Origin of the sequence: Sphingobacterium zeae (genome assembly GCF_030818895.1) — a bacterium.
Classification (GTDB): domain Bacteria; phylum Bacteroidota; class Bacteroidia; order Sphingobacteriales; family Sphingobacteriaceae; genus Sphingobacterium; species Sphingobacterium zeae.
The window spans coordinates 3,467,758-3,485,404 of the sequence record NZ_JAUTBA010000001.1; the positions used below are offsets into that span (position 1 = coordinate 3,467,758).

The window sequence follows — 17,647 nt, forward strand, 5'->3', positions numbered from 1 at the left end:
TTCTAAGCTATTAATTAAAGTTATTTTTTAAATTTATCTTGCAATCCTTTCAACATATCCAAAGAAATGCGCTGTGGCGCCTCTTCATTTTGTTTGTTGAACTCCTTTTTCGCAAGTTTTTTATCTTCTGCAGAATGAGCTACAGCCACTTTAGTTTTTTGCTCATTCTTTTCCTTTTTGTACCTCTTCCAGATGTTTTCTAGCACTTTTTTGGTATACAATGGAAAATCTCCATTTTGCATCCAAGCGTAGTAGCTCGGCTCCTGCTCAAATACCTCTACAATTGGTTTTCCTTTATGTTTTCCAAAATTGATCGTTTCCAACCCGTCGGCATTGTAAACAAGACGTCCGGCAAAATCCACTGGCTTACTTAAATTTGTAAATGCATGTAACGCTTCCACATCGTTGACGACAGGATGAGACACCACACCATGTTTATCTTCAAAAGGTACACCTTCATACTTAGTCAGCTGAGCTTTCAAAACTTCGTAAGTTGCGCGTACATCCGCTTCAGCAGTATGTGCATTTTCGAGGTTTTCATCGCAATAAAACTTGTAGGCAGCTTTCAAGGTCCGTTGTTCCATTTGATGAAAGATATTTTGAACATCCACAAATGCCCTACCCTCCAATGAAAAATCAACACCAGCCCGTAAAAACTCCTCCATCAACATCGGCACATCAAACTTATTGGAGTTATATCCCGCTAAATCTCCATCCGCAATGAAAGAAGCTAGTTCGACTGCTATCGCTTTAAAATTAGGAGCATGTTTTACATCCTCATCGTAGATACCATGGAAAAAAGAGGATTCTGCCGGAATAGGTATCTCCGGATTAATCTTCTTAGTATAGACTGTTTCTTCTCCACTGGGCATCACCTTCAGAAATGACACTTCAACAATACGATCGGAAGCCACATTAACGCCTGTAGTTTCCAAATCGAAAAATACCAATGGCCTTTTTAATTTTAATTCCATGCTGGATAGTTCACTTTTTTTTGTCAAAAACCAAAAATACAAAGTAGTATTCGATTTTCGTAGTCTAAGAAATTTAATTTACAACCGCTTGATGAATTGGTTCTTTCTGGCTTATTTTACCAACAACAACTTTCACCATTGCGTTAAAGTCCAAATATTTATTGGCAATATCATACACCTTTTCAGGTGACATATTTCTAATCTGATCCATATAATAAGAATAATATGTTAACGTCATCTCATTTAACAATACACTTTTAAACTTATCAGCATGCGAAAAGATACTTTCCAATGATCCTAACATTGAACCTTCCATATAGGTTTTAACAAGATTTACCTCGTCTTCTGAGGCCAATTTTGCTTTCAGCAAGTTGATCTCCTTTTCAATCTCTTCCAAAGTCGCTTGCGTTACATCCACCCCAACTTCGGTTACAATGGTCATGAAGCCTGTATGTTTGAGGGTAGCTACGGCTGAACCAATACTATAGGTGTAGCCTTTTTCTTCTCGAATATTACGCATGAGACGGGAACCAAAAAAGCCTCCTAACAAGGTATTAACAAACTGTAAAGCAGGATAATCAGGATGAGTTCTTGAAATGGTTTGACAACCTAAGCGAATAGCAGACTGCAAAGCGCTATCTTTCTCCACATAGGATAGTTCAGAGGAACCTTGGACCAATACAGGTTTCTCTAACGATACCGAAGGCACCCCATGCCACTCCGCTCCAAAAATCTGCTCGAGTTCTTGTAAAAGCTCGTCGGAAACGTTTCCAGAAACAATTAACGTGCAATTGCCAGGTACAATTTCTTTCTGGTACAATTCGATTAACTGCATGCGAGTAATTGCGTCATAATCTTCTAGCTTCGGTGTCCGTCCATAGCGATTACCCGTACCGAAGATCAGGTTATAAAATTTACGCCGGGCCAGATAATCATTTTTCTGAATAGAAACTTGAAACTTCTGTTTGTTGTTACGTAAATAGGTATCCAGCTCCTGCTGTGGTATCGATGCCTCCGTAAGAATATCTTTTACAAGAGGCAGAAGTATTTGGCTATGTCTATTCAAGGTATAAAGGGATAGAGAAGTCACGTCAAAAGAGTATTCTGGAACTAGAAATGCGCCATAAAAATCCACTTTATCCGCAATCTCTGCACTGGACATGGAGTTGGTCCCCTCTTTAAGCAAAGCACTTAAAGCGCTATTTAACAAAGGGTTCTCTATCTCTCCATCAAGATAGGCATTTTCAAAAATCCATTCGATACGCACCAGCTCTTGCTCAGGAGACTGGAATATATAGACTGGCAAACCATTTCCAAACTGTTTCTTTATCGGTTCTTTTAAACTGATGTTTCCAATTTCTCGAAACACAGGCCTTTGCGTTCTATCCAACATGTATAGCCTCCTCCTCCATTTTTGATTTATATAGTAATATCGAAGCATTTTCAGGTCTAAAAATTGCTTGCGCCTGGCGCTGAACCTCCGCGGCACTTACCAACAGGTATTTTGAGACCTCTGTGTTGATACCATCTGCATCGCCTAGCAACTCATGGTAAGCTAGATTCATCGCTTTATCCAAAATGGACAATTCCGCAAAGACATTGGTCGATTCGATCTTATTTTTCACCTTTTCCAACTCATTCTGAGTTACTAATTCGGATTTTAAAATGTCCAATTCAGACCACACCGCCCGCTCCGCTTCTTCTAGCGAAATGCCCGCAGTTGGTTTTCCTTCTATAATGAAGAGGTTACTATCGATGCTTCCCATTACATAAGCGTTTATCTCGCTAAATAACTTTCCTTCCTTAACCAACCGTCGATACAAACGTGAAGAAGAACCTCGAGATAAAATATCTGATAAAAGATCCATAGCAAAATAACCTTCTTCCAATCGTGACGGCCCATGAAATGCTATGTAAAGTGCATCCAAAGGTACCTCCGCCCAAATAGTTTCACGCCGCATTGCTTTCTGTTCTGGTTCTTTCGGCAATTGACGATTATATTTTACACCGGGTTCAATATCACCAAACCATTTTTGGGTTAAAAACTTAACTTCTTCAAAATGTACATCACCGGAAACAACCATTATTGCATTCTGCGGATTATAATGTAATTTGAAAAAGGCTTTCACATCTTCCATTGTAGCTTCTTCGATATGACTCAATTCCTTGCCGATCGTTGCCCATCGATAAGGATGTACCTGATAAGCTAAGGGGCGCAACTTAAGCCATGCATCCCCATAAGGTTGATTCAAGTAACGCTGCTTAAATTCTTCGATCACTACATTCCGTTGTACTTCAAGACTCTGTGCTGAAAAAGCCAAACTCAGCATCCGGTCCGACTCTAACCACAACGCTGTCTCTAGATTTGATGAGGGCAATGTGATGTAATAGTTGGTGATATCGTTGCTTGTGAAAGCATTATTCTCTCCTCCAACTTTTTGCAGTTCAGTATCAAAATTAGGAATATTGATACTGCCGCCAAACATCAGGTGCTCAAATAAATGGGCGAATCCGGTTTGCTCCGGCGACTCATCCCGTGCACCCACATCGTATAAAATGTTGACACAGGCCATAGCCGTATTGTGGTCCTCGTGAACCAAAACACGGAGCCCGTTTTCTAATATAAATTTTTGATAAGAAACCATCTCATTTTTTTCGGCGTTTTTAAATCCAGTTAATACCTTTTCGTAATAATGATAAGGTCTTGGCTTCTTCAGAGCCGGCTTCAGGATGATAATCATATGCCCAATTGGCTTGGGCCGGTAAACTCATCAATATCGATTCTATACGTCCATTCGTTTCCAACCCGAATTTAGTACCCGAGTCCCATACAAGATTAAATTCGACATAACGACCGCGACGTATTAGCTGCCAATTTTTTTGTTGTTCGGTAAACGTTTTATGCCGGTTCTTTTCAACTAGTGTTGTGTACGTCGGAGCAAAAGTGCGGCCTAGATCGCATGAAAAAGCAAAAATCTCATCCATACTAAGCCCTGTATTTTCACTATTTAACTTGTCATAAAATATCCCCCCCACGCCGCGCGTTTCTTGCCGATGACGAATATAGAAATAGTCGTCGGCCCATTTCTTAAATTTACCGTAAAATGTGCTATCGTGCTTATCGCATACCGCCTTTAGTTGTTGATGGAAATAACGGGCATCTGTCTCATCAACATAGTGCGGTGTCAGGTCTATTCCTCCACCGAACCAGCGAATCTGATCGTTTAACTCAAAATAGCGAATATTCATGTGTATAATCGGCACCAGAGGGTTATTGGGATGAATCACAATCGAAACACCTGTAGCAAAAAAATCATCTTCATCTACTCCGAACGATTTTTTAAGCGTTTCAGGCAACTTCCCATAGACAGCAGAAAAATTAACTCCGCCTTTTTCTAAGATACGACCATTTTGAATAATTCTAGTACGACCGCCCCCGCCGCCTTCTCTCTCCCACAATTCCTCTTCAAAACTCGCCGAACCATCTAATTTTTCCAGCGTCTGGCATATTTCATCCTGAATTTCTTTATAAGCTAAAGCAATTGCTTCTTTTTTTATCATCTATTTTCTTACAAAATTTTTATGTTAATTTTTCGCTCAAAGCTTGAATAATTTTAGACGAAGGAAGATGCTCATATAAAATTTGATGTACAGCATCACATATGGGCAGTTCAACATCATATTTTTTAGCGTATTCCTGAATACAAGCAGAAGCATAGTACCCTTCAGCTACCATATTCATTTCTAATTGAGCAGACTGTACGCTATACCCTTTTCCGATCATATTCCCAAAAGTCCTATTTCTGCTGAACTGAGAATAAGCTGTCACTAAAAGATCTCCCAAGTAGGCTGACGTATTTACGTCACGAGAGGTATCTCCATCCACTTTGCCCACAAATCGTCGCATCTCCCGGATTGCATTGGACACCAATACAGCCTGAAAATTATCTCCATAACCTAATCCATGACAAATACCGCCAGCCAAAGCATAAATATTTTTTAGTACTGCTCCAAACTCTATTCCAAGTACATCGACAGACAAAATGGTTTTGATAACACGTGAGGATAAAAACGAAGCGACCAAAGCCGCACTATCTAAATTTTTGCATCCGAAAGTTAAATAAGACAATTTACCTAAGGCCACCTCCTCGGCATGGCAGGGACCTCCTACCACACAGATCTGATCTATATTAACCGAATAGCGCTGTTCCAAAAACTCACCGATGATCAAATTATCTTTAGGAATGATCCCTTTGATAGCCGAAACAACAATTTTATCACTGAAATCTTCTTTCGTGACATTCGCTAAGGCCTCTTTCAAATAAGCAGCGGGAGTATTCAAAATCACTATATCTGAATTCGCAATCACGTTTTTTGCATCAGTATCAATCGTAGTAATGTTAAGGTCAACTGATACGCTGCTCAAATACGTAGGATTGTGCTTAAACTTCTGAATATATTCTGCATCCTCCTCTTTTCTTACCCACCAAAAAATATGTTTATCTTGGTCATTTTCGCATAGCATCTTGATCATAGCTGTAGCCCAGCTTCCGCTACCAATTATACCAATCTTTTTCCCCTGCATGTCTTTAATTTGTTTTCGGAAGCAAATATACTTATTTACTGGCTAGATATATGATTCACGCGGCGAGATATGATATTTTAGTTACTTTCTACGTAAATAAACCTTGCCAAAAACCAATCTCCAACCCTACAAAATACTCGTCATCCTCCATTTTTATAGGATATATATGTATAAAATTATATTGTTCCGGATTGCCCTTTCCCGTTGTGAGGTCGAATTCATGGCGATGAAAAGGACAGATTATTTTTCCTCGCTCACACCAGCCATTTTTCAACATAGCGCCAGCATGTGGGCATTTTCGAGAGAAAGCATAGATTTGATTTTCGAACCAAGTAATACAGATAATTTTCCGACCGAATTTATGCTCGCTGACACCATTATTTTTTAGAATTTCGGCGTGTTCAATTTTGTACCAATGAACCATGTGACAAGATAGCTAAAAATTACGGTGAATTTTCTATCTTTGTGGAATTTCAAAAATTTGCACTATATATGGCTTTACAATGCGGTATCGTGGGTTTACCAAACGTCGGTAAATCAACATTATTTAACTGTTTGTCGAACGCGAAAGCGCAGGCAGCAAACTTTCCATTTTGTACAATTGAACCAAATGTTGGGGTTATTACCGTACCGGATGCCCGTCTTAATAAATTAGCTGAATTAGTCAACCCACAACGAATTGTTCCAAATACAATAGAAATCGTCGATATCGCCGGTCTTGTTAAAGGAGCATCAAAAGGTGAAGGATTAGGCAATCAGTTCCTAGGAAACATTCGTACGACCAATGCGATTATACATGTTTTAAGATGTTTTGACGATGGTAATGTTATTCACGTCGATGGCTCTGTAGACCCTATCAGAGATAAAGAAATCATCGACACTGAATTACAACTCAAGGATTTGGATACGGTTGTAAAACGTATTCAAAAGGTTGAGAAAATGGCTAAAACAGGTGGGGATAAGGATGCAAAAAGAACGTTTGATATTTTATCAATTGTGAAAGATCATCTCGAAGCCGGAAGATCTGCACGTACGGCAGCGATCGACACGGAAGATTTTGAGTTTATACAGGATCTAGCGCTGTTGACAGCCAAGCCAGTACTTTATGTATGCAACGTGGACGAAGGATCAGTCAATACAGGAAATGCTTATGTAGAACGGGTTAAAGAAGCTGTTAAAGACGAAAAAGCCGAAGTATTGGTGATTTCGGCGCAGATCGAATCGGAAATTGCCCAACTGGAAAGCTATGAAGAGCGAAAGATGTTCTTGGACGATCTAGGTTTGGAAGAATCTGGTGTGCATAAATTGATCCGTGCAGCGTATTCTCTCTTAAATTTAGCGACGTATTTTACAGCTGGCGTACAGGAGGTTCGTGCTTGGACGATCGAAAATGGCTTTACAGCTCCTCAAGCTGCAGGCGTTATCCATACTGATTTCGAAAAGGGATTTATCCGGGCTGAGGTAATAAAATACGACGATTTCGTCACACTCGGATCAGAGAGTGCCGTGAAGGAAGCTGGAAAATTATCTGTAGAAGGAAAAACATATATTGTCCAAGATGGTGATATAATGCACTTCCGCTTCAACGTGTAAGTCTATGCATTTTAGAGACATTAAAAAAATAGGCGGTAAATAATTCACCGCCTATTTTTGTTTTTACCGCCCACGTCTTTTTAAAATAATTAGTTTACACTACATTTCCAATTAATGAGAGTACGTCGGCGAGCGTCTCATTGATCACTATACCCCATACGGCCGAATTTATGGCCCATAGCACTATAATTATAATACCGGCTTACCTGGCGAACGTGCATCACCCTAAAATTCTAGCATGCGTATCTTAAGAGCTTCCTTTGAGTGAGCTTCACCATATGATGGTTATTTTACAAAATAGCGATGTTCGATTACCTCAACTTTTTTTATGTCTTTGTCTTCCAAAACTTTTTTCACATCGCAATGACCAGTTACTCCTCGGTAAATCAAAGCGCCACCAAGTGTTAATCCAGAAAATCCTGTCAATGGCGACTTAATTAATTTTTTGACACCCATACCTAATATAAAGCCTCCGGCAATCACCGATAAAACCCGTTCAGAGGTACCAATATTCTCTTCGATGCAATCGTCTTCTATCTTCGTCTTGATCTTGTCAAATGCAAATGTTAGTAGGTTACTCATAATTCTCTATGTTTTTAAATCTGTTTATTATATAAACAAATCACAGTCCAAAAAAGTTTAAGAATAGCATATAGATTTTATGTTGTTTCTCCAATAACAACTCTTATATTCGTATTTAACAATTTGAAATACATGCAAATCAAAAAATATTCAGGTGAAATAGTACCTTTCAACGGTGAAGCTTTACGCAAATCACTGACTCGTTCTGGTGCCGATATGGATCAGGTCAATCAAGTTTACAATAAGGTTCTCAACGAAATATATGATGGAATTTCAACTAGAGAGCTCTATCAGCTTGCATTTGACACGCTGAAAACTGTTCGAGCATCCTATGCAGCTCGCTATAGTTTAAAGAAGGCACTTCGAGATCTTGGACCAGAGGGTTTTTATTTTGAAAAATACATTGCACATCTTTTACAGTCAATGGGCTACGAAAGCACGACCGGACAAACCGTGCAGGGGCATGCTGTTTCCCATGAATTGGATGTTGTGGCATATAAAGATGGAAAATTGATTACTGCAGAATGCAAGTTTCGCAATGATATTGACGCTAGAATTTCGGTGACAACTCCGATGTATTACCTGTCAAGATTTAAAGATATCAGCAATATCAATTATCAGTTCTTTGGAAAACAGCTGCAGTTTCATGAAGGGTGGCTGATCACCAATGCGTACTTTACCTCCGATTCGATTGATTTTGCCGAGTACTATCAAATTAACTTGCTATCTTGGGATTATCCGAAAGACAATAGCATCAAAAAAAGAGTAGACAAAGCTGTCTTCTATCCGATTACATGCCTAACAACACTTTCTGACGCAGAAGAGCAGCAACTACTCAAAAACCAGCTAATTTTGGTAAAGGACCTTGTCAACAATCCGGAAAAACTTGACCTCTTAAATCTCGCAAAAAATCGCAGAGAAGAGGTTTTAAATGAAGCTCATGAACTCTTGAACTACGAAGTGGAAGAAGAGTATTAGTAGTTATTATTTTTTCTACAGCTTGGTAGGATGGTAGATCTTGCCATATTTCTCAAGTTCGGTTAAATCCGTCTTTTTCCAAAATATACCATAAATAGCCGCTCCTGATCCAGACATGGAAGCGTACACTGCACCTTTTTGATATAAGGCTTCTTTAATTTCTTTCAACAATGGGTAACGCTCAAATATACCATCCTCAAAATCATTTCGAATGTGAAACTTCCATTCCTGAATAGGCAGACGTATTGCTTCTTCCAATTTAATTTCGGACATTTTAGGTTGTACACCTGAATAGGCTTCAACAGTGGAAATATGGATATTAGGCATGATTACCGCGATATGGTAGGCATCAAGGTTCAAATCCAAAGGCTTAAAATCAGTACCGATGCCTGTTGCAAAAACAGGATTATTCGCAACAAAAAAAGGACAGTCTGCGCCAAGTCTTGCCGCATAACCTTCTAGCTGCTCATTGGTAAGATTCAAATGGAAAAGCGCATTAAGTCCTTTTAATACAAAAGATGCATCTGCAGAACCTCCACCCAATCCCGCTCCAATTGGAATTTGTTTGATCAAATCGATTGAAACACTTGGAATATCATGATCCTCTTTTAGCAATAGAAAAGCTCTTAAACAAAGATTGTCAACACGATTTCCTGGAATATGTTCTCCTTGCATATTTAATATAGTTTCCGCCGAGCCAATCTCCGATAATTCGATAATGTCGTAAATTGGCAGCGGATAAAGAACACTATTCAGCTCGTGATAGCCATCTGGGCGCTTAGCAATTACTTGCAGACCGATATTTATTTTTGCGTTTGCAAAAAGTATCATTTGAGTTTATCTAGATTCTATATTTCAAAATTAATAGCTCACCAATGAATAGATGTTGTCACTAAACCTGGATAATCTACCTTTCGCTTTTAAAAAGTCTAAAGAGATAATAAAGCTATAAGCGACAATCTCTCCTCCCAATCTTTCAATAAGCTTACTAGCTGCAACTACTGTTCCCCCTGTAGCCAAAAGGTCGTCATGAACCAATATTCGGCTTCCTTTTTTGAATGCATCTTCATGAATTTCAATTGTAGCTTGACCATATTCCAGTGCATAGGACTCAGATACTGTCTTAAAAGGTAATTTGCCTTGCTTTCTAATTGGAATAAAAGGCAAGCCCAATCTGTTTGCCAGTAAAAACCCAAATAAAAATCCTCGGCTCTCAATTCCAGCAATCGCATCAATCGCTACACCTTTTAATTGATCAACAATCGAATCAATCATTTCACTGCACAATGCCGCATCTTTCAATAAAGGCGTGATATCTTTAAATACAATACCAGGTTTAGGAAAATCCACTATATCCCGGATTTCCAGTTTCAATTTATCTTGAATCATTTTCAAATATTAAATAAGGTGCGATCTTGGCAATAGCTAAATCGGAGAGCGTTCCTACTTTTGTCAGATCCTCTATATTAACATAATTTCCATGCTGATCCCGATAATTGATGATCAGTTTCGCATCTTTGCCGCTAAGATACGGATGTTTGGCCAATGAAGTTGCATCTACCTTATTAATATTGATTTTTTTGATTCCATCTAAACTTGATACAATGATATGATCTTTAATTAGATCGTAAGTTTCTGCTGGAACGCCATAAACTTCTTTTAACTGTTCAATACGGTAGAATCCTCCCAATACATCTTTATATTTTAAAATGCGTTTGGATAGAACAGAACCTATCCCTTTGAGAGTCATCAAAGCCGTAGTGTCACAGGAGTTTATATCAATAAGTTCAGCTGTATTTCTTTCGAATTTATCATACAACAAAGGCGTTCTTCTTTGCTCTTTGGTTATTGCTGTATCGGGAATTGCTTTGATGCGGATATAGGGTTCTAGTCGTCTGTAAAGTCGGTCATTAATGGAATAGATCTTCTTTAGATCAGTCTTTTGTTTAAATCGTCCTCCTTTATTTTCATAGTTTTTCAATACCGCAATCTGTTTATCTGAAAGCCCCAGTTTATGCCAATCAGCATGTGGTAAACCATTTGGGTCGAAATAGAATAGTTTTCCTTCATCTAAAATGTTATTTGGATTTACCGAGAACTCGCTTTCATTATTAGTTAAATGGGCTGCATTTTCCACCTCTTTTTTTGTCGAACTTGATAGCTCAAGAGAGTCATGGAAGGATTGTTCGAATAACTTCGCCTGATTTGGAATCGTATCCATTGTATTGGTTTTAAGCAAGGCATAAATTGTAAAAAACAATACGATAATCACCAAAATAATGAAAAACCCATTTTGTTCTGTTTTATTAAATTTAAAATATGTCAATAGCCTCTTCATAAGCCGCTGATAATTGGGTTTTTTAAATTTAATAAATTATAAGGAAAATAAAAAGGGGGTTATTAAAATTAATAAACTCCCCTTTTCAACGATTATTATCTACAAAGAGATTTACAATTTTGATTTATCCACTTTCTCTACTTGGCTACCATCCTTTAAAGTCTTTGAAATTGCATCAAATGGTCTGGAAACAACCTCATCTCCTTTTTTTAATCCGGAAATGACGATGATATTTTTATCATCCTGAATCCCTGTTTTCACCAAAACCTGTTTAACCGCTTTATCTTTTAACACAAATACATACTCTTCAACTTTCTTATTAGTAGTTGTAGAATCCTTGTCATCAGAGCGTACAGTTACCGATTGGATGGGAACGACCAATCCTTTTGCATGTTTTGTAAATATCTGAACAGTTGCCGAAAGCCCCGGTTTAAACGGAGAAGCAACATTCTCTCTCATCAAATCCTGATAAGATTGTGCACTGATGCGAACCTTTACATTAAAATTTGTCACTTGGTCGGTGGACGACGTAGAAGCGGTAGTCGTTGCTATGTTTTTAGATGAACTAGCTATTTCGGTCACTACGCCTTTAAACTTTCTGTCCTTAAACGCATCAACTTCGATCTCAGCTTGATTGCCTACCCTTACATTATTGATGTCATTTTCATTTACATCAACATTCACCTCCATCGAACTCATATTGGCTATGCGCATAATTTCGGTACCTGCCATCTGTGCCGTACCCACCACACGTTCTCCTTTTTCGATAGATAAAAGTGATATGATGCCATCAGATGGCGCATAAATGGTCGTCCGATTCAGATTGTCCTGCGCTTCTTTTACCGAAGCTTGCGATTGGTCAATACCAAACTTCGAAGACCGTACTGTTTCCCGCTGCGCCTGAATAGATGCCTGTGCAGCGAAATATTCAGCTGAACTTTTATCCATCTCCGCCGCAGAAATAACACGCTTTTCAAAAAGTTCCTGATTCCGTTTATATGTAGCGGCCACATTCTTAAAGTTCTCTTCCTGTTGTTTTAATTGCTGTTGTGCCGCTGCTAGGTTAGCGCGCTGTGAATTCATAGCTGCTACAGACCTATCGTAGCCAGACTGCAATATATCGGGTTTTATGCGGCAGAGAACTTGCCCCTTTTTAACTAAATCACCTTCTTTTATATTAAGTTCAACCACCTCGCCTGACACTTCGGAACTTAACTTCACCTCCACTTCGGGTTGAATTTTTCCACTTGCGGAAACTAACTCATCGACATCCATTTCTTTTACCACATCGACTGCGACTTTAGTAATATCTCCTTTACCAAACCATCCTACTTTAAAACCTATAAAGCCAAGGATCGCCAGCAGTACGATCACGATCAATATAATTTTTCCTATGCTACGTTTTTTCTTTGCCATTTCTTTTGTTGGATCAAATAGGTTAATTGTTATCGAATTGAATTGGATTTCCTACGTAATAATCGATGATCTTTGATCGGAATATTACATTATATTTTGCTTGAATAAGATCAAATTCAGCTTTGTTTCGTTCCGTTTGGGACGTAAATAACTCTAATGAATTCGCCATACCGATATCATAACGCTCTTTGGTTGCTTTAAATGCTGTTTCAGCGCTCTCAAATGCCACAGTTGCCGAACTGTAGCGTTGCTTCGCTGAATTAACATCCAAAACAGCTTGATTTACAGCTTTGTTCAAATTATTTTTCGCTAACTGCTCACTGGCTTCAGCTTGCTTAAAACCAATCTTTGCTTTAGCAACATTCACTTTGTTTTGATTATTATTGAAAATTGGAACTGTTAGATTTAACGTCGTACCCAACGCTTTGTTTCGCCCCAATTGCTCATTAAATGATAGCCTTTGTCGCGTCAAATAGTCTATCCCTTCTGAGGAATAGTTTGTTCCATAACTTACGTTGAAATCCAACGATGGATAATATCCCCCTTTTGCAATTTCTATTTGTTTAGCAGCAACATCTTTATCCCATGCCGCTTTCTTGATGTCCGGTTGATAGCGTAATGCTGTTTCATATACTTCAACTGCATTATTATTTTCGACCTTTAGGATAGAAAATTCAACATTTGGCCTAACCAACGAGATTTCTGTCTCCGGTGACATCTCCATCAATTGCTTCAAAGTCAAAAGAGAAAGCTGATAGGAATTTTGTAGATTAACACCGTTTAGTTGGTCTGTTGCTACTTGATTTTTAGATTTAGCAATGTCAGCTATTGTTTTATTCCCTACAGCAAACTGAATGGAATCCAATTTATATTGCTGTTGAGAAAGTTTAAGTTGGCCTTCACTAGCGGTAAAGAGTTCATAATTAGTGATTGCATCAAGATAAGTAATCAAGACATTTAGAACCAGATCATTTTTTATCTTTTCAACCTGAGTTGCAGCGGATTCCAACTGTGACTTTGTCGCCTTAATCTGATTAACTTGTTGAAAACCTTTGAAGAGATTTACACTAGAACTGATGGACCCACCTGCTGAATTCGTCCATTGATTTCCATTAATGGGTTGACCTGCAACTTGATCAAAGAAAAATCCGTAATTTAAACGTTGTGTAATTCCAGCATTTAAGTTCGGATACAAATTAGACTTTGCCTGAAATACATCTTGAGCAGCTAAATCTTTATTCAATTCCGCTTGTTTTATTTGTACATTGCGTTCCAGGGTCATACGAATAGCATCAGCAACCCCAACCACCTGTTGCCCGCGAACCAAGTCATTAGTTCCTAAAAGTAATCCAGTAAATACTACTGCAGAATAATAAAATCTTTTCATGTCCATATGTAGAACCATACATTTTTTCTTTAGATTTGAGCTTCATTTATCGGTTATGTATTTTGTCAAATCTCCATTCTTCCTAAGATGGCTATATTCCAAATCAATATGGCATATGCCACGCCACGATAAAAAAGTCTACCTCACATTTGATGATGGTCCAATTCCTGAAATTACACCTTTTATACTCGATATCCTAAAAAAATATCAGGCAAAGGCAACATTTTTTTGTGTTGGTGAAAATATTAAAAAAAATCCACATTTGTTTCAACGAATTTTAGCTGAAGGACACCAGGTGGGCAATCATACTTACAATCATCTTAAAGGGTGGGAAACAAATGATGAACAATATTTGATGAATGTTGCGCAATGTCAGGAACTGACACAGACCGATCTTTTTCGTCCTCCTTATGCCAAAGCAACAAAATCACAACTTCGACAACTCTATCAAAGCTATAGGGTTATTATGTGGGATATTATGTCTGGCGACTTCGATCTGAATTTGAGTCCGCAGAAATGCCTAGCAAACGTTTTACCAAATATTAAAAATGGCTCTGTTATCATTTTTCATGATAATATCAAAGCCATTCCCCGTGTCAAATATGCCCTCCCTAAAACCATAGAGTTTTTGTTAAAAAACAACTACCAGCTTGCAAGGATAGATTAAGGTTTACCTCGGGCGAAAGTGACCTCGGATTCGTAGTACTTGCCAATACTGACACTAAAATAACCCAGCGCATTATTGCTCAGATTTGAAATAGGATTCGACGGTGAAGCCGCACCAGGATTAATCATCTGAAAACTATTCCAGTAATTATAGGCCCCTACATCGATACACTGACGGAGAATACGTATCCGATCACCAACTTTTAGATCTCTGTCGCGGTCTATTATATCGTGCTGTACTTCAAGTCCATTATTAAATTTATCGCTAAAAACATCTATAAAACGTAATTTGCCACTATTCACCGACATTTTATACTTATAATAATTACCTTTCTCTGGTGGATCAATAAATACAAGTGTCGGGTAGTAAATTGTGTCTGTAAAGATAACCCGTTCCGATAGCCCTATAGAATCCACATCTACATAACTTGGCACCTTTGATGTTCCAACGATTTCCTTTCCATCGGCTGTCCGTACCTTCATCTGGTATGTGACCTTCTCTTGCAAACGTAAGCTCTTATTGGTATAAACCCCATCTTTCCCCGCCAAAAAGGTGTAAGTGCGATTATTCTGCATATTTGTAATGATCACCTCTGCGTCAGTTATCGGTGAAAACAGAGAATCTTTGATGCTTACGACCTTTTGAATACTAATTTCATGCTGCTGATCCGAGACCATCAGGTCGGCTGTAATAACCAACTGACCGGTATTTTCTGGCACCTGCAGATCGATCTTATCCTCACAGCCCCATAGTGTGACTAGGGCAACAACGACCGCACCTAATATCTTCTTCATTCTTTGCTAAAATTTAAAGTTCCAAGTAATCGATGGTATAGTCCCAAATAATGCTATTCGATAAATCTCCGTGACATTGGATTGTCCTTCTTTTTCTCTAAAGTCAATCAAATAGGCATTTTTTCTATTATAAGCATTGTATAGCCCGAAAGACAAGCTGGAATAACTATTCTTTGTGCGCTTGATATCATACGTTGCCGCCAAATCGAGACGATGATATGCAGGCATCCGCTGACCATTCCTTTTATCGTAGTAAAAAATTGTACGGTCGTCAACAAAATATTTACCCGCAGGCATGGTAACGGCATCCCCTGTATAGTAAACGAAATTAGCACTAAGGTTCCACTTCGGATTTAGTTGATACTGTCCGACAAGGGCTATATTATGGGTTTTGTCCTGACGTGCGTTAAACCATTCGCCATCATTGATCTGCTCAAATTGTCTTTCACTTTTCGACAAAGTATAACTAAGCCAACCACTGAATCGTCCTAATCTCTTTTTCAGGAACCACTCAATTCCGTAAGCTCGACCTTTTCCAAACAACAATTCTCCTTCCAACAATTCATTTGCCTGCAAATCGGCTCCGTTTCTATAATCGATCTGATTTTTTAACTCGCGATAATAACCTTCCACAGAGAATTCATATCTGTTGGAGGCGAAATTCCGAAAGTAGCCAAGCGAATACTGGTTAGATAACTGCGGCTTAATGGTATTGTTACTTAACACATATTGATCAGTTGGTAGACTGCTCGTGGTATTACTCAATTGATGCAGATATTGAACATTTGTATTAAATGAAGCCTTTAGTGTGGCTAAATTACTCATAGCGTAATTCAGCGATACACGAGGTTCGAGATAAAAATACTTTTTTCCTATTTTGTTGTTACCTACGTAGGTCGAGTCTACAGCCTCTCCATTATTATCGAATGCATAGAAAGTTCCTGGCCCCAAAGTGGCATAAGCAGAAGCCCGCAGCCCGTAATTTAATTTTAAGCGGTCGGTAACGGACCAGTCATCTGCTAGATAAACAGCTAGATCTGCTCCCTTGCGATGTTGGATTTGCAGCGAATTAACTTTCGAGTCCTTGCCGGCTTCGATACTTGCTGGTCGAACCTCTTGTAACGCTCCCTGCAATCCGAATTTCAGATTGTGACGATCTGAAAGACTGTATTGAAAGTCTTGTTTAAAATTATAATTATAGATGTCAGAACGAATTTTAAAGTTGTTATCATTTTCAATTTTGACCTGATAATTAAATTTGCTAAAAATAAACGTCGTATTGCTGAACAATCTATTGTTCCAAACATGGTTCCAACGCATCGTTCCGGTAGCATTTCCCCAATTGAAATCAAACAAATCATGATAAGCCATAGCATCCTTGCCAAAATATCCCGAGATGTAAAGGGTATTTTTATCATTGATTCGATAATTTAATTTTGCATTTAGGTCGTAAAAAAATAATGCACTCTTCTTTATATTTTCATCGTTTGAAAGTTTTAAGAAAAGATCTGCATACGTGCGCCTCCCGGAAATCATAAATGAGCTCTTCCCTTTTTGGATCGGCCCCTCCACTTTAAGTCTCGAAGCGATAAGCCCCAAGCCCCCTTCTACATTGAAATGCTGATTATTTCCATCTAGGGTTGTTATTTCCATTACAGATGATATTTTACCTCCATATTGCGCAGGAACACCTCCCTTATAAAAATTGACATCTTTTATTGCATCTGAATTAAATGTAGAGAAAAAACCGAACAAATGGGAACTGTTGTAAACAGGAGCTTCATCCAACAAAATGAGATTTTGATCACCGCCGCCGCCCCGCACATAAAAGTTACTACTTCCTTCTCCGCCACTTGTCACTCCTGGAAATAACTGAATAGTTTTTAGAATATCCTTTTCTCCAAAAAGCACAGGAACTTTTTCAATCTCTTTTGGACTGAACTGAGTAAGGCCGGGAGTCAAATCTTTAATTGATTTTCGCCTACTCCCTGTCACTGTGACTTCCGCTAGTTGATTGTCCTCTGGAACCAGCTGAACGATATACGTTGAATCCCTATTAAATTGAACAGAAATGGCCTTTGTCTTATAGCCAACAGACGATACTTCCAGCAGTTTGTTTTCATCACGGATAGAGAAACTAAAGAAACCATATTTATTTGAAGCTGTAGACTTCTTCTCCGTATCACTTCTTATAACAGCACCAATAATATTTTCACCGCTGATACTATCCCTTACAAATCCTGAAATAGATTTAGACTGTTGACCATACGTCTGCTGTACGCAAAATACAAGGGAAGAAAAACAAAAAACAACCTTTATAGGTCTAAACATAA

The 17,647-nt window shown here is 38.5% G+C and carries 17 protein-coding genes; 3 read left to right on the forward strand and 14 right to left on the reverse strand.

Annotated features, from left to right (window positions below):
* Positions 1-20 precede the first annotated feature (20 nt).
* From QE382_RS14635 to QE382_RS14660, 6 genes are all read right to left on the reverse strand, one after another.
* Positions 21-974, reverse strand: a complete 954-nt coding sequence (locus QE382_RS14635; RefSeq protein WP_307186555.1) for a 3'-5' exonuclease — start codon at positions 972-974, stop codon at positions 21-23.
* Positions 975-1,047: 73 nt separating this feature from the next.
* Positions 1,048-2,367 carry a M16 family metallopeptidase gene (locus QE382_RS14640; RefSeq protein ID WP_307186556.1) on the reverse strand — a complete coding sequence of 440 codons (1,320 nt, stop codon included), beginning with the start codon at positions 2,365-2,367 and terminating at the stop codon, positions 1,048-1,050.
* Complete coding sequence (locus QE382_RS14645) at positions 2,357-3,619, reverse strand: M16 family metallopeptidase (RefSeq protein WP_307188033.1); 1,263 nt, start codon at positions 3,617-3,619, stop codon at positions 2,357-2,359. The genes QE382_RS14640 and QE382_RS14645 overlap by 11 nt, the downstream gene beginning before the upstream one ends.
* Positions 3,620-3,638: 19 nt before the next feature.
* Positions 3,639-4,535 carry an oxygen-dependent coproporphyrinogen oxidase gene (hemF, locus tag QE382_RS14650; protein WP_307186557.1) on the reverse strand — a complete coding sequence of 299 codons (897 nt, stop codon included), beginning with the start codon at positions 4,533-4,535 and terminating at the stop codon, positions 3,639-3,641.
* A gap of 19 nt (positions 4,536-4,554) precedes the next feature.
* The gene (locus QE382_RS14655) at positions 4,555-5,559 is read right to left on the reverse strand and encodes an NAD(P)H-dependent glycerol-3-phosphate dehydrogenase (protein WP_307186558.1); all 1,005 of its coding nucleotides are present in this window, start codon (positions 5,557-5,559) and stop codon (positions 4,555-4,557) included.
* Positions 5,560-5,647: 88 nt separating this feature from the next.
* On the reverse strand, positions 5,648-5,983 hold the full coding sequence (locus tag QE382_RS14660) for a Rieske (2Fe-2S) protein (RefSeq protein ID WP_307186559.1): 336 nt from the start codon (positions 5,981-5,983) through the stop codon (positions 5,648-5,650).
* A gap of 68 nt (positions 5,984-6,051) precedes the next feature.
* On the opposite strand from QE382_RS14660, the gene ychF reads away from it, so the two are divergent.
* Entirely contained in the window at positions 6,052-7,152 is a 1,101-nt protein-coding gene (gene ychF / locus QE382_RS14665; RefSeq protein WP_307186560.1) for a redox-regulated ATPase YchF, read from the forward strand.
* A 285-nt stretch (positions 7,153-7,437) separates the two neighbouring features.
* On the opposite strand, the gene QE382_RS14670 is transcribed toward ychF, so the two are convergent.
* The gene (locus QE382_RS14670) at positions 7,438-7,734 is read right to left on the reverse strand and encodes a YgaP family membrane protein (RefSeq protein ID WP_209579990.1); all 297 of its coding nucleotides are present in this window, start codon (positions 7,732-7,734) and stop codon (positions 7,438-7,440) included.
* 132 nt (positions 7,735-7,866) lie between these two features.
* Here QE382_RS14670 and QE382_RS14675 point away from each other — a divergent pair, with 132 nt between their 5' ends.
* Entirely contained in the window at positions 7,867-8,712 is an 846-nt protein-coding gene (locus QE382_RS14675; RefSeq protein ID WP_307186561.1) for an ATP cone domain-containing protein, read from the forward strand.
* A gap of 15 nt (positions 8,713-8,727) precedes the next feature.
* On the opposite strand, the gene ispE is transcribed toward QE382_RS14675, so the two are convergent.
* The 5 genes from ispE to QE382_RS14700 all read right to left on the reverse strand — a co-directional run bounded on the left by ispE (position 8,728) and on the right by QE382_RS14700 (position 13,853).
* The gene (ispE, locus tag QE382_RS14680; RefSeq protein WP_307186562.1) at positions 8,728-9,543 is read right to left on the reverse strand and encodes a 4-(cytidine 5'-diphospho)-2-C-methyl-D-erythritol kinase; all 816 of its coding nucleotides are present in this window, start codon (positions 9,541-9,543) and stop codon (positions 8,728-8,730) included.
* A 30-nt stretch (positions 9,544-9,573) separates the two neighbouring features.
* On the reverse strand, positions 9,574-10,101 hold the full coding sequence (locus QE382_RS14685) for an adenine phosphoribosyltransferase (protein WP_307186563.1): 528 nt from the start codon (positions 10,099-10,101) through the stop codon (positions 9,574-9,576).
* On the reverse strand, positions 10,088-10,933 hold the full coding sequence (locus tag QE382_RS14690) for a ComEA family DNA-binding protein (RefSeq protein WP_307186564.1): 846 nt from the start codon (positions 10,931-10,933) through the stop codon (positions 10,088-10,090). The genes QE382_RS14685 and QE382_RS14690 overlap by 14 nt, the downstream gene beginning before the upstream one ends.
* A 228-nt stretch (positions 10,934-11,161) precedes the next feature.
* On the reverse strand, positions 11,162-12,466 hold the full coding sequence (locus QE382_RS14695; protein WP_307186565.1) for an efflux RND transporter periplasmic adaptor subunit: 1,305 nt from the start codon (positions 12,464-12,466) through the stop codon (positions 11,162-11,164).
* Positions 12,467-12,488: 22 nt separating this feature from the next.
* On the reverse strand, positions 12,489-13,853 hold the full coding sequence (locus QE382_RS14700) for a TolC family protein (RefSeq protein WP_307186566.1): 1,365 nt from the start codon (positions 13,851-13,853) through the stop codon (positions 12,489-12,491).
* 55 nt (positions 13,854-13,908) lie between these two features.
* Here QE382_RS14700 and QE382_RS14705 point away from each other — a divergent pair, with 55 nt between their 5' ends.
* Positions 13,909-14,520: a polysaccharide deacetylase family protein gene (locus QE382_RS14705; RefSeq protein WP_307186567.1), complete on the forward strand. Its 612-nt coding sequence runs from the start codon at positions 13,909-13,911 to the stop codon at positions 14,518-14,520.
* Here the strand turns inward: QE382_RS14705 and QE382_RS14710 are convergent.
* Together QE382_RS14710 and QE382_RS14715 are read right to left on the reverse strand one after the other, a co-directional pair.
* On the reverse strand, positions 14,517-15,314 hold the full coding sequence (locus tag QE382_RS14710; RefSeq protein ID WP_307186568.1) for a DUF4249 family protein: 798 nt from the start codon (positions 15,312-15,314) through the stop codon (positions 14,517-14,519). The two genes, QE382_RS14705 and QE382_RS14710, sit on opposite strands and share 4 nt — an antisense overlap.
* A 6-nt stretch (positions 15,315-15,320) precedes the next feature.
* Positions 15,321-17,645, reverse strand: a complete 2,325-nt coding sequence (locus QE382_RS14715) for a TonB-dependent receptor (RefSeq protein ID WP_307186569.1) — start codon at positions 17,643-17,645, stop codon at positions 15,321-15,323.
* Between the last annotated feature and the right edge of the window lie 2 nt (positions 17,646-17,647).

Coding starts and splice junctions, on each gene's coding strand:
- QE382_RS14670 (WP_209579990.1), bottom strand. CDS start 7,734: ATGAGTAACCTACTAACATTTGCATTTGACAAGATCAAGACGAAGATA.
- QE382_RS14635 (WP_307186555.1), bottom strand. CDS start 974: ATGGAATTAAAATTAAAAAGGCCATTGGTATTTTTCGATTTGGAAACT.
- QE382_RS14705 (WP_307186567.1), top strand. CDS start 13,909: ATGTATTTTGTCAAATCTCCATTCTTCCTAAGATGGCTATATTCCAAA.
- QE382_RS14655 (WP_307186558.1), bottom strand. CDS start 5,559: ATGCAGGGGAAAAAGATTGGTATAATTGGTAGCGGAAGCTGGGCTACA.
- ychF (WP_307186560.1), top strand. CDS start 6,052: ATGGCTTTACAATGCGGTATCGTGGGTTTACCAAACGTCGGTAAATCA.
- QE382_RS14645 (WP_307188033.1), bottom strand. CDS start 3,619: ATGGTTTCTTATCAAAAATTTATATTAGAAAACGGGCTCCGTGTTTTG.
- QE382_RS14685 (WP_307186563.1), bottom strand. CDS start 10,101: ATGATTCAAGATAAATTGAAACTGGAAATCCGGGATATAGTGGATTTT.
- QE382_RS14660 (WP_307186559.1), bottom strand. CDS start 5,983: ATGGTTCATTGGTACAAAATTGAACACGCCGAAATTCTAAAAAATAAT.
- QE382_RS14715 (WP_307186569.1), bottom strand. CDS start 17,645: ATGTTTAGACCTATAAAGGTTGTTTTTTGTTTTTCTTCCCTTGTATTT.
- QE382_RS14700 (WP_307186566.1), bottom strand. CDS start 13,853: ATGAAAAGATTTTATTATTCTGCAGTAGTATTTACTGGATTACTTTTA.
- QE382_RS14695 (WP_307186565.1), bottom strand. CDS start 12,466: ATGGCAAAGAAAAAACGTAGCATAGGAAAAATTATATTGATCGTGATC.
- QE382_RS14640 (WP_307186556.1), bottom strand. CDS start 2,367: ATGTTGGATAGAACGCAAAGGCCTGTGTTTCGAGAAATTGGAAACATC.
- hemF (WP_307186557.1), bottom strand. CDS start 4,535: ATGATAAAAAAAGAAGCAATTGCTTTAGCTTATAAAGAAATTCAGGAT.
- ispE (WP_307186562.1), bottom strand. CDS start 9,543: ATGATACTTTTTGCAAACGCAAAAATAAATATCGGTCTGCAAGTAATT.
- QE382_RS14710 (WP_307186568.1), bottom strand. CDS start 15,314: ATGAAGAAGATATTAGGTGCGGTCGTTGTTGCCCTAGTCACACTATGG.
- QE382_RS14690 (WP_307186564.1), bottom strand. CDS start 10,933: ATGGATACGATTCCAAATCAGGCGAAGTTATTCGAACAATCCTTCCAT.
- QE382_RS14675 (WP_307186561.1), top strand. CDS start 7,867: ATGCAAATCAAAAAATATTCAGGTGAAATAGTACCTTTCAACGGTGAA.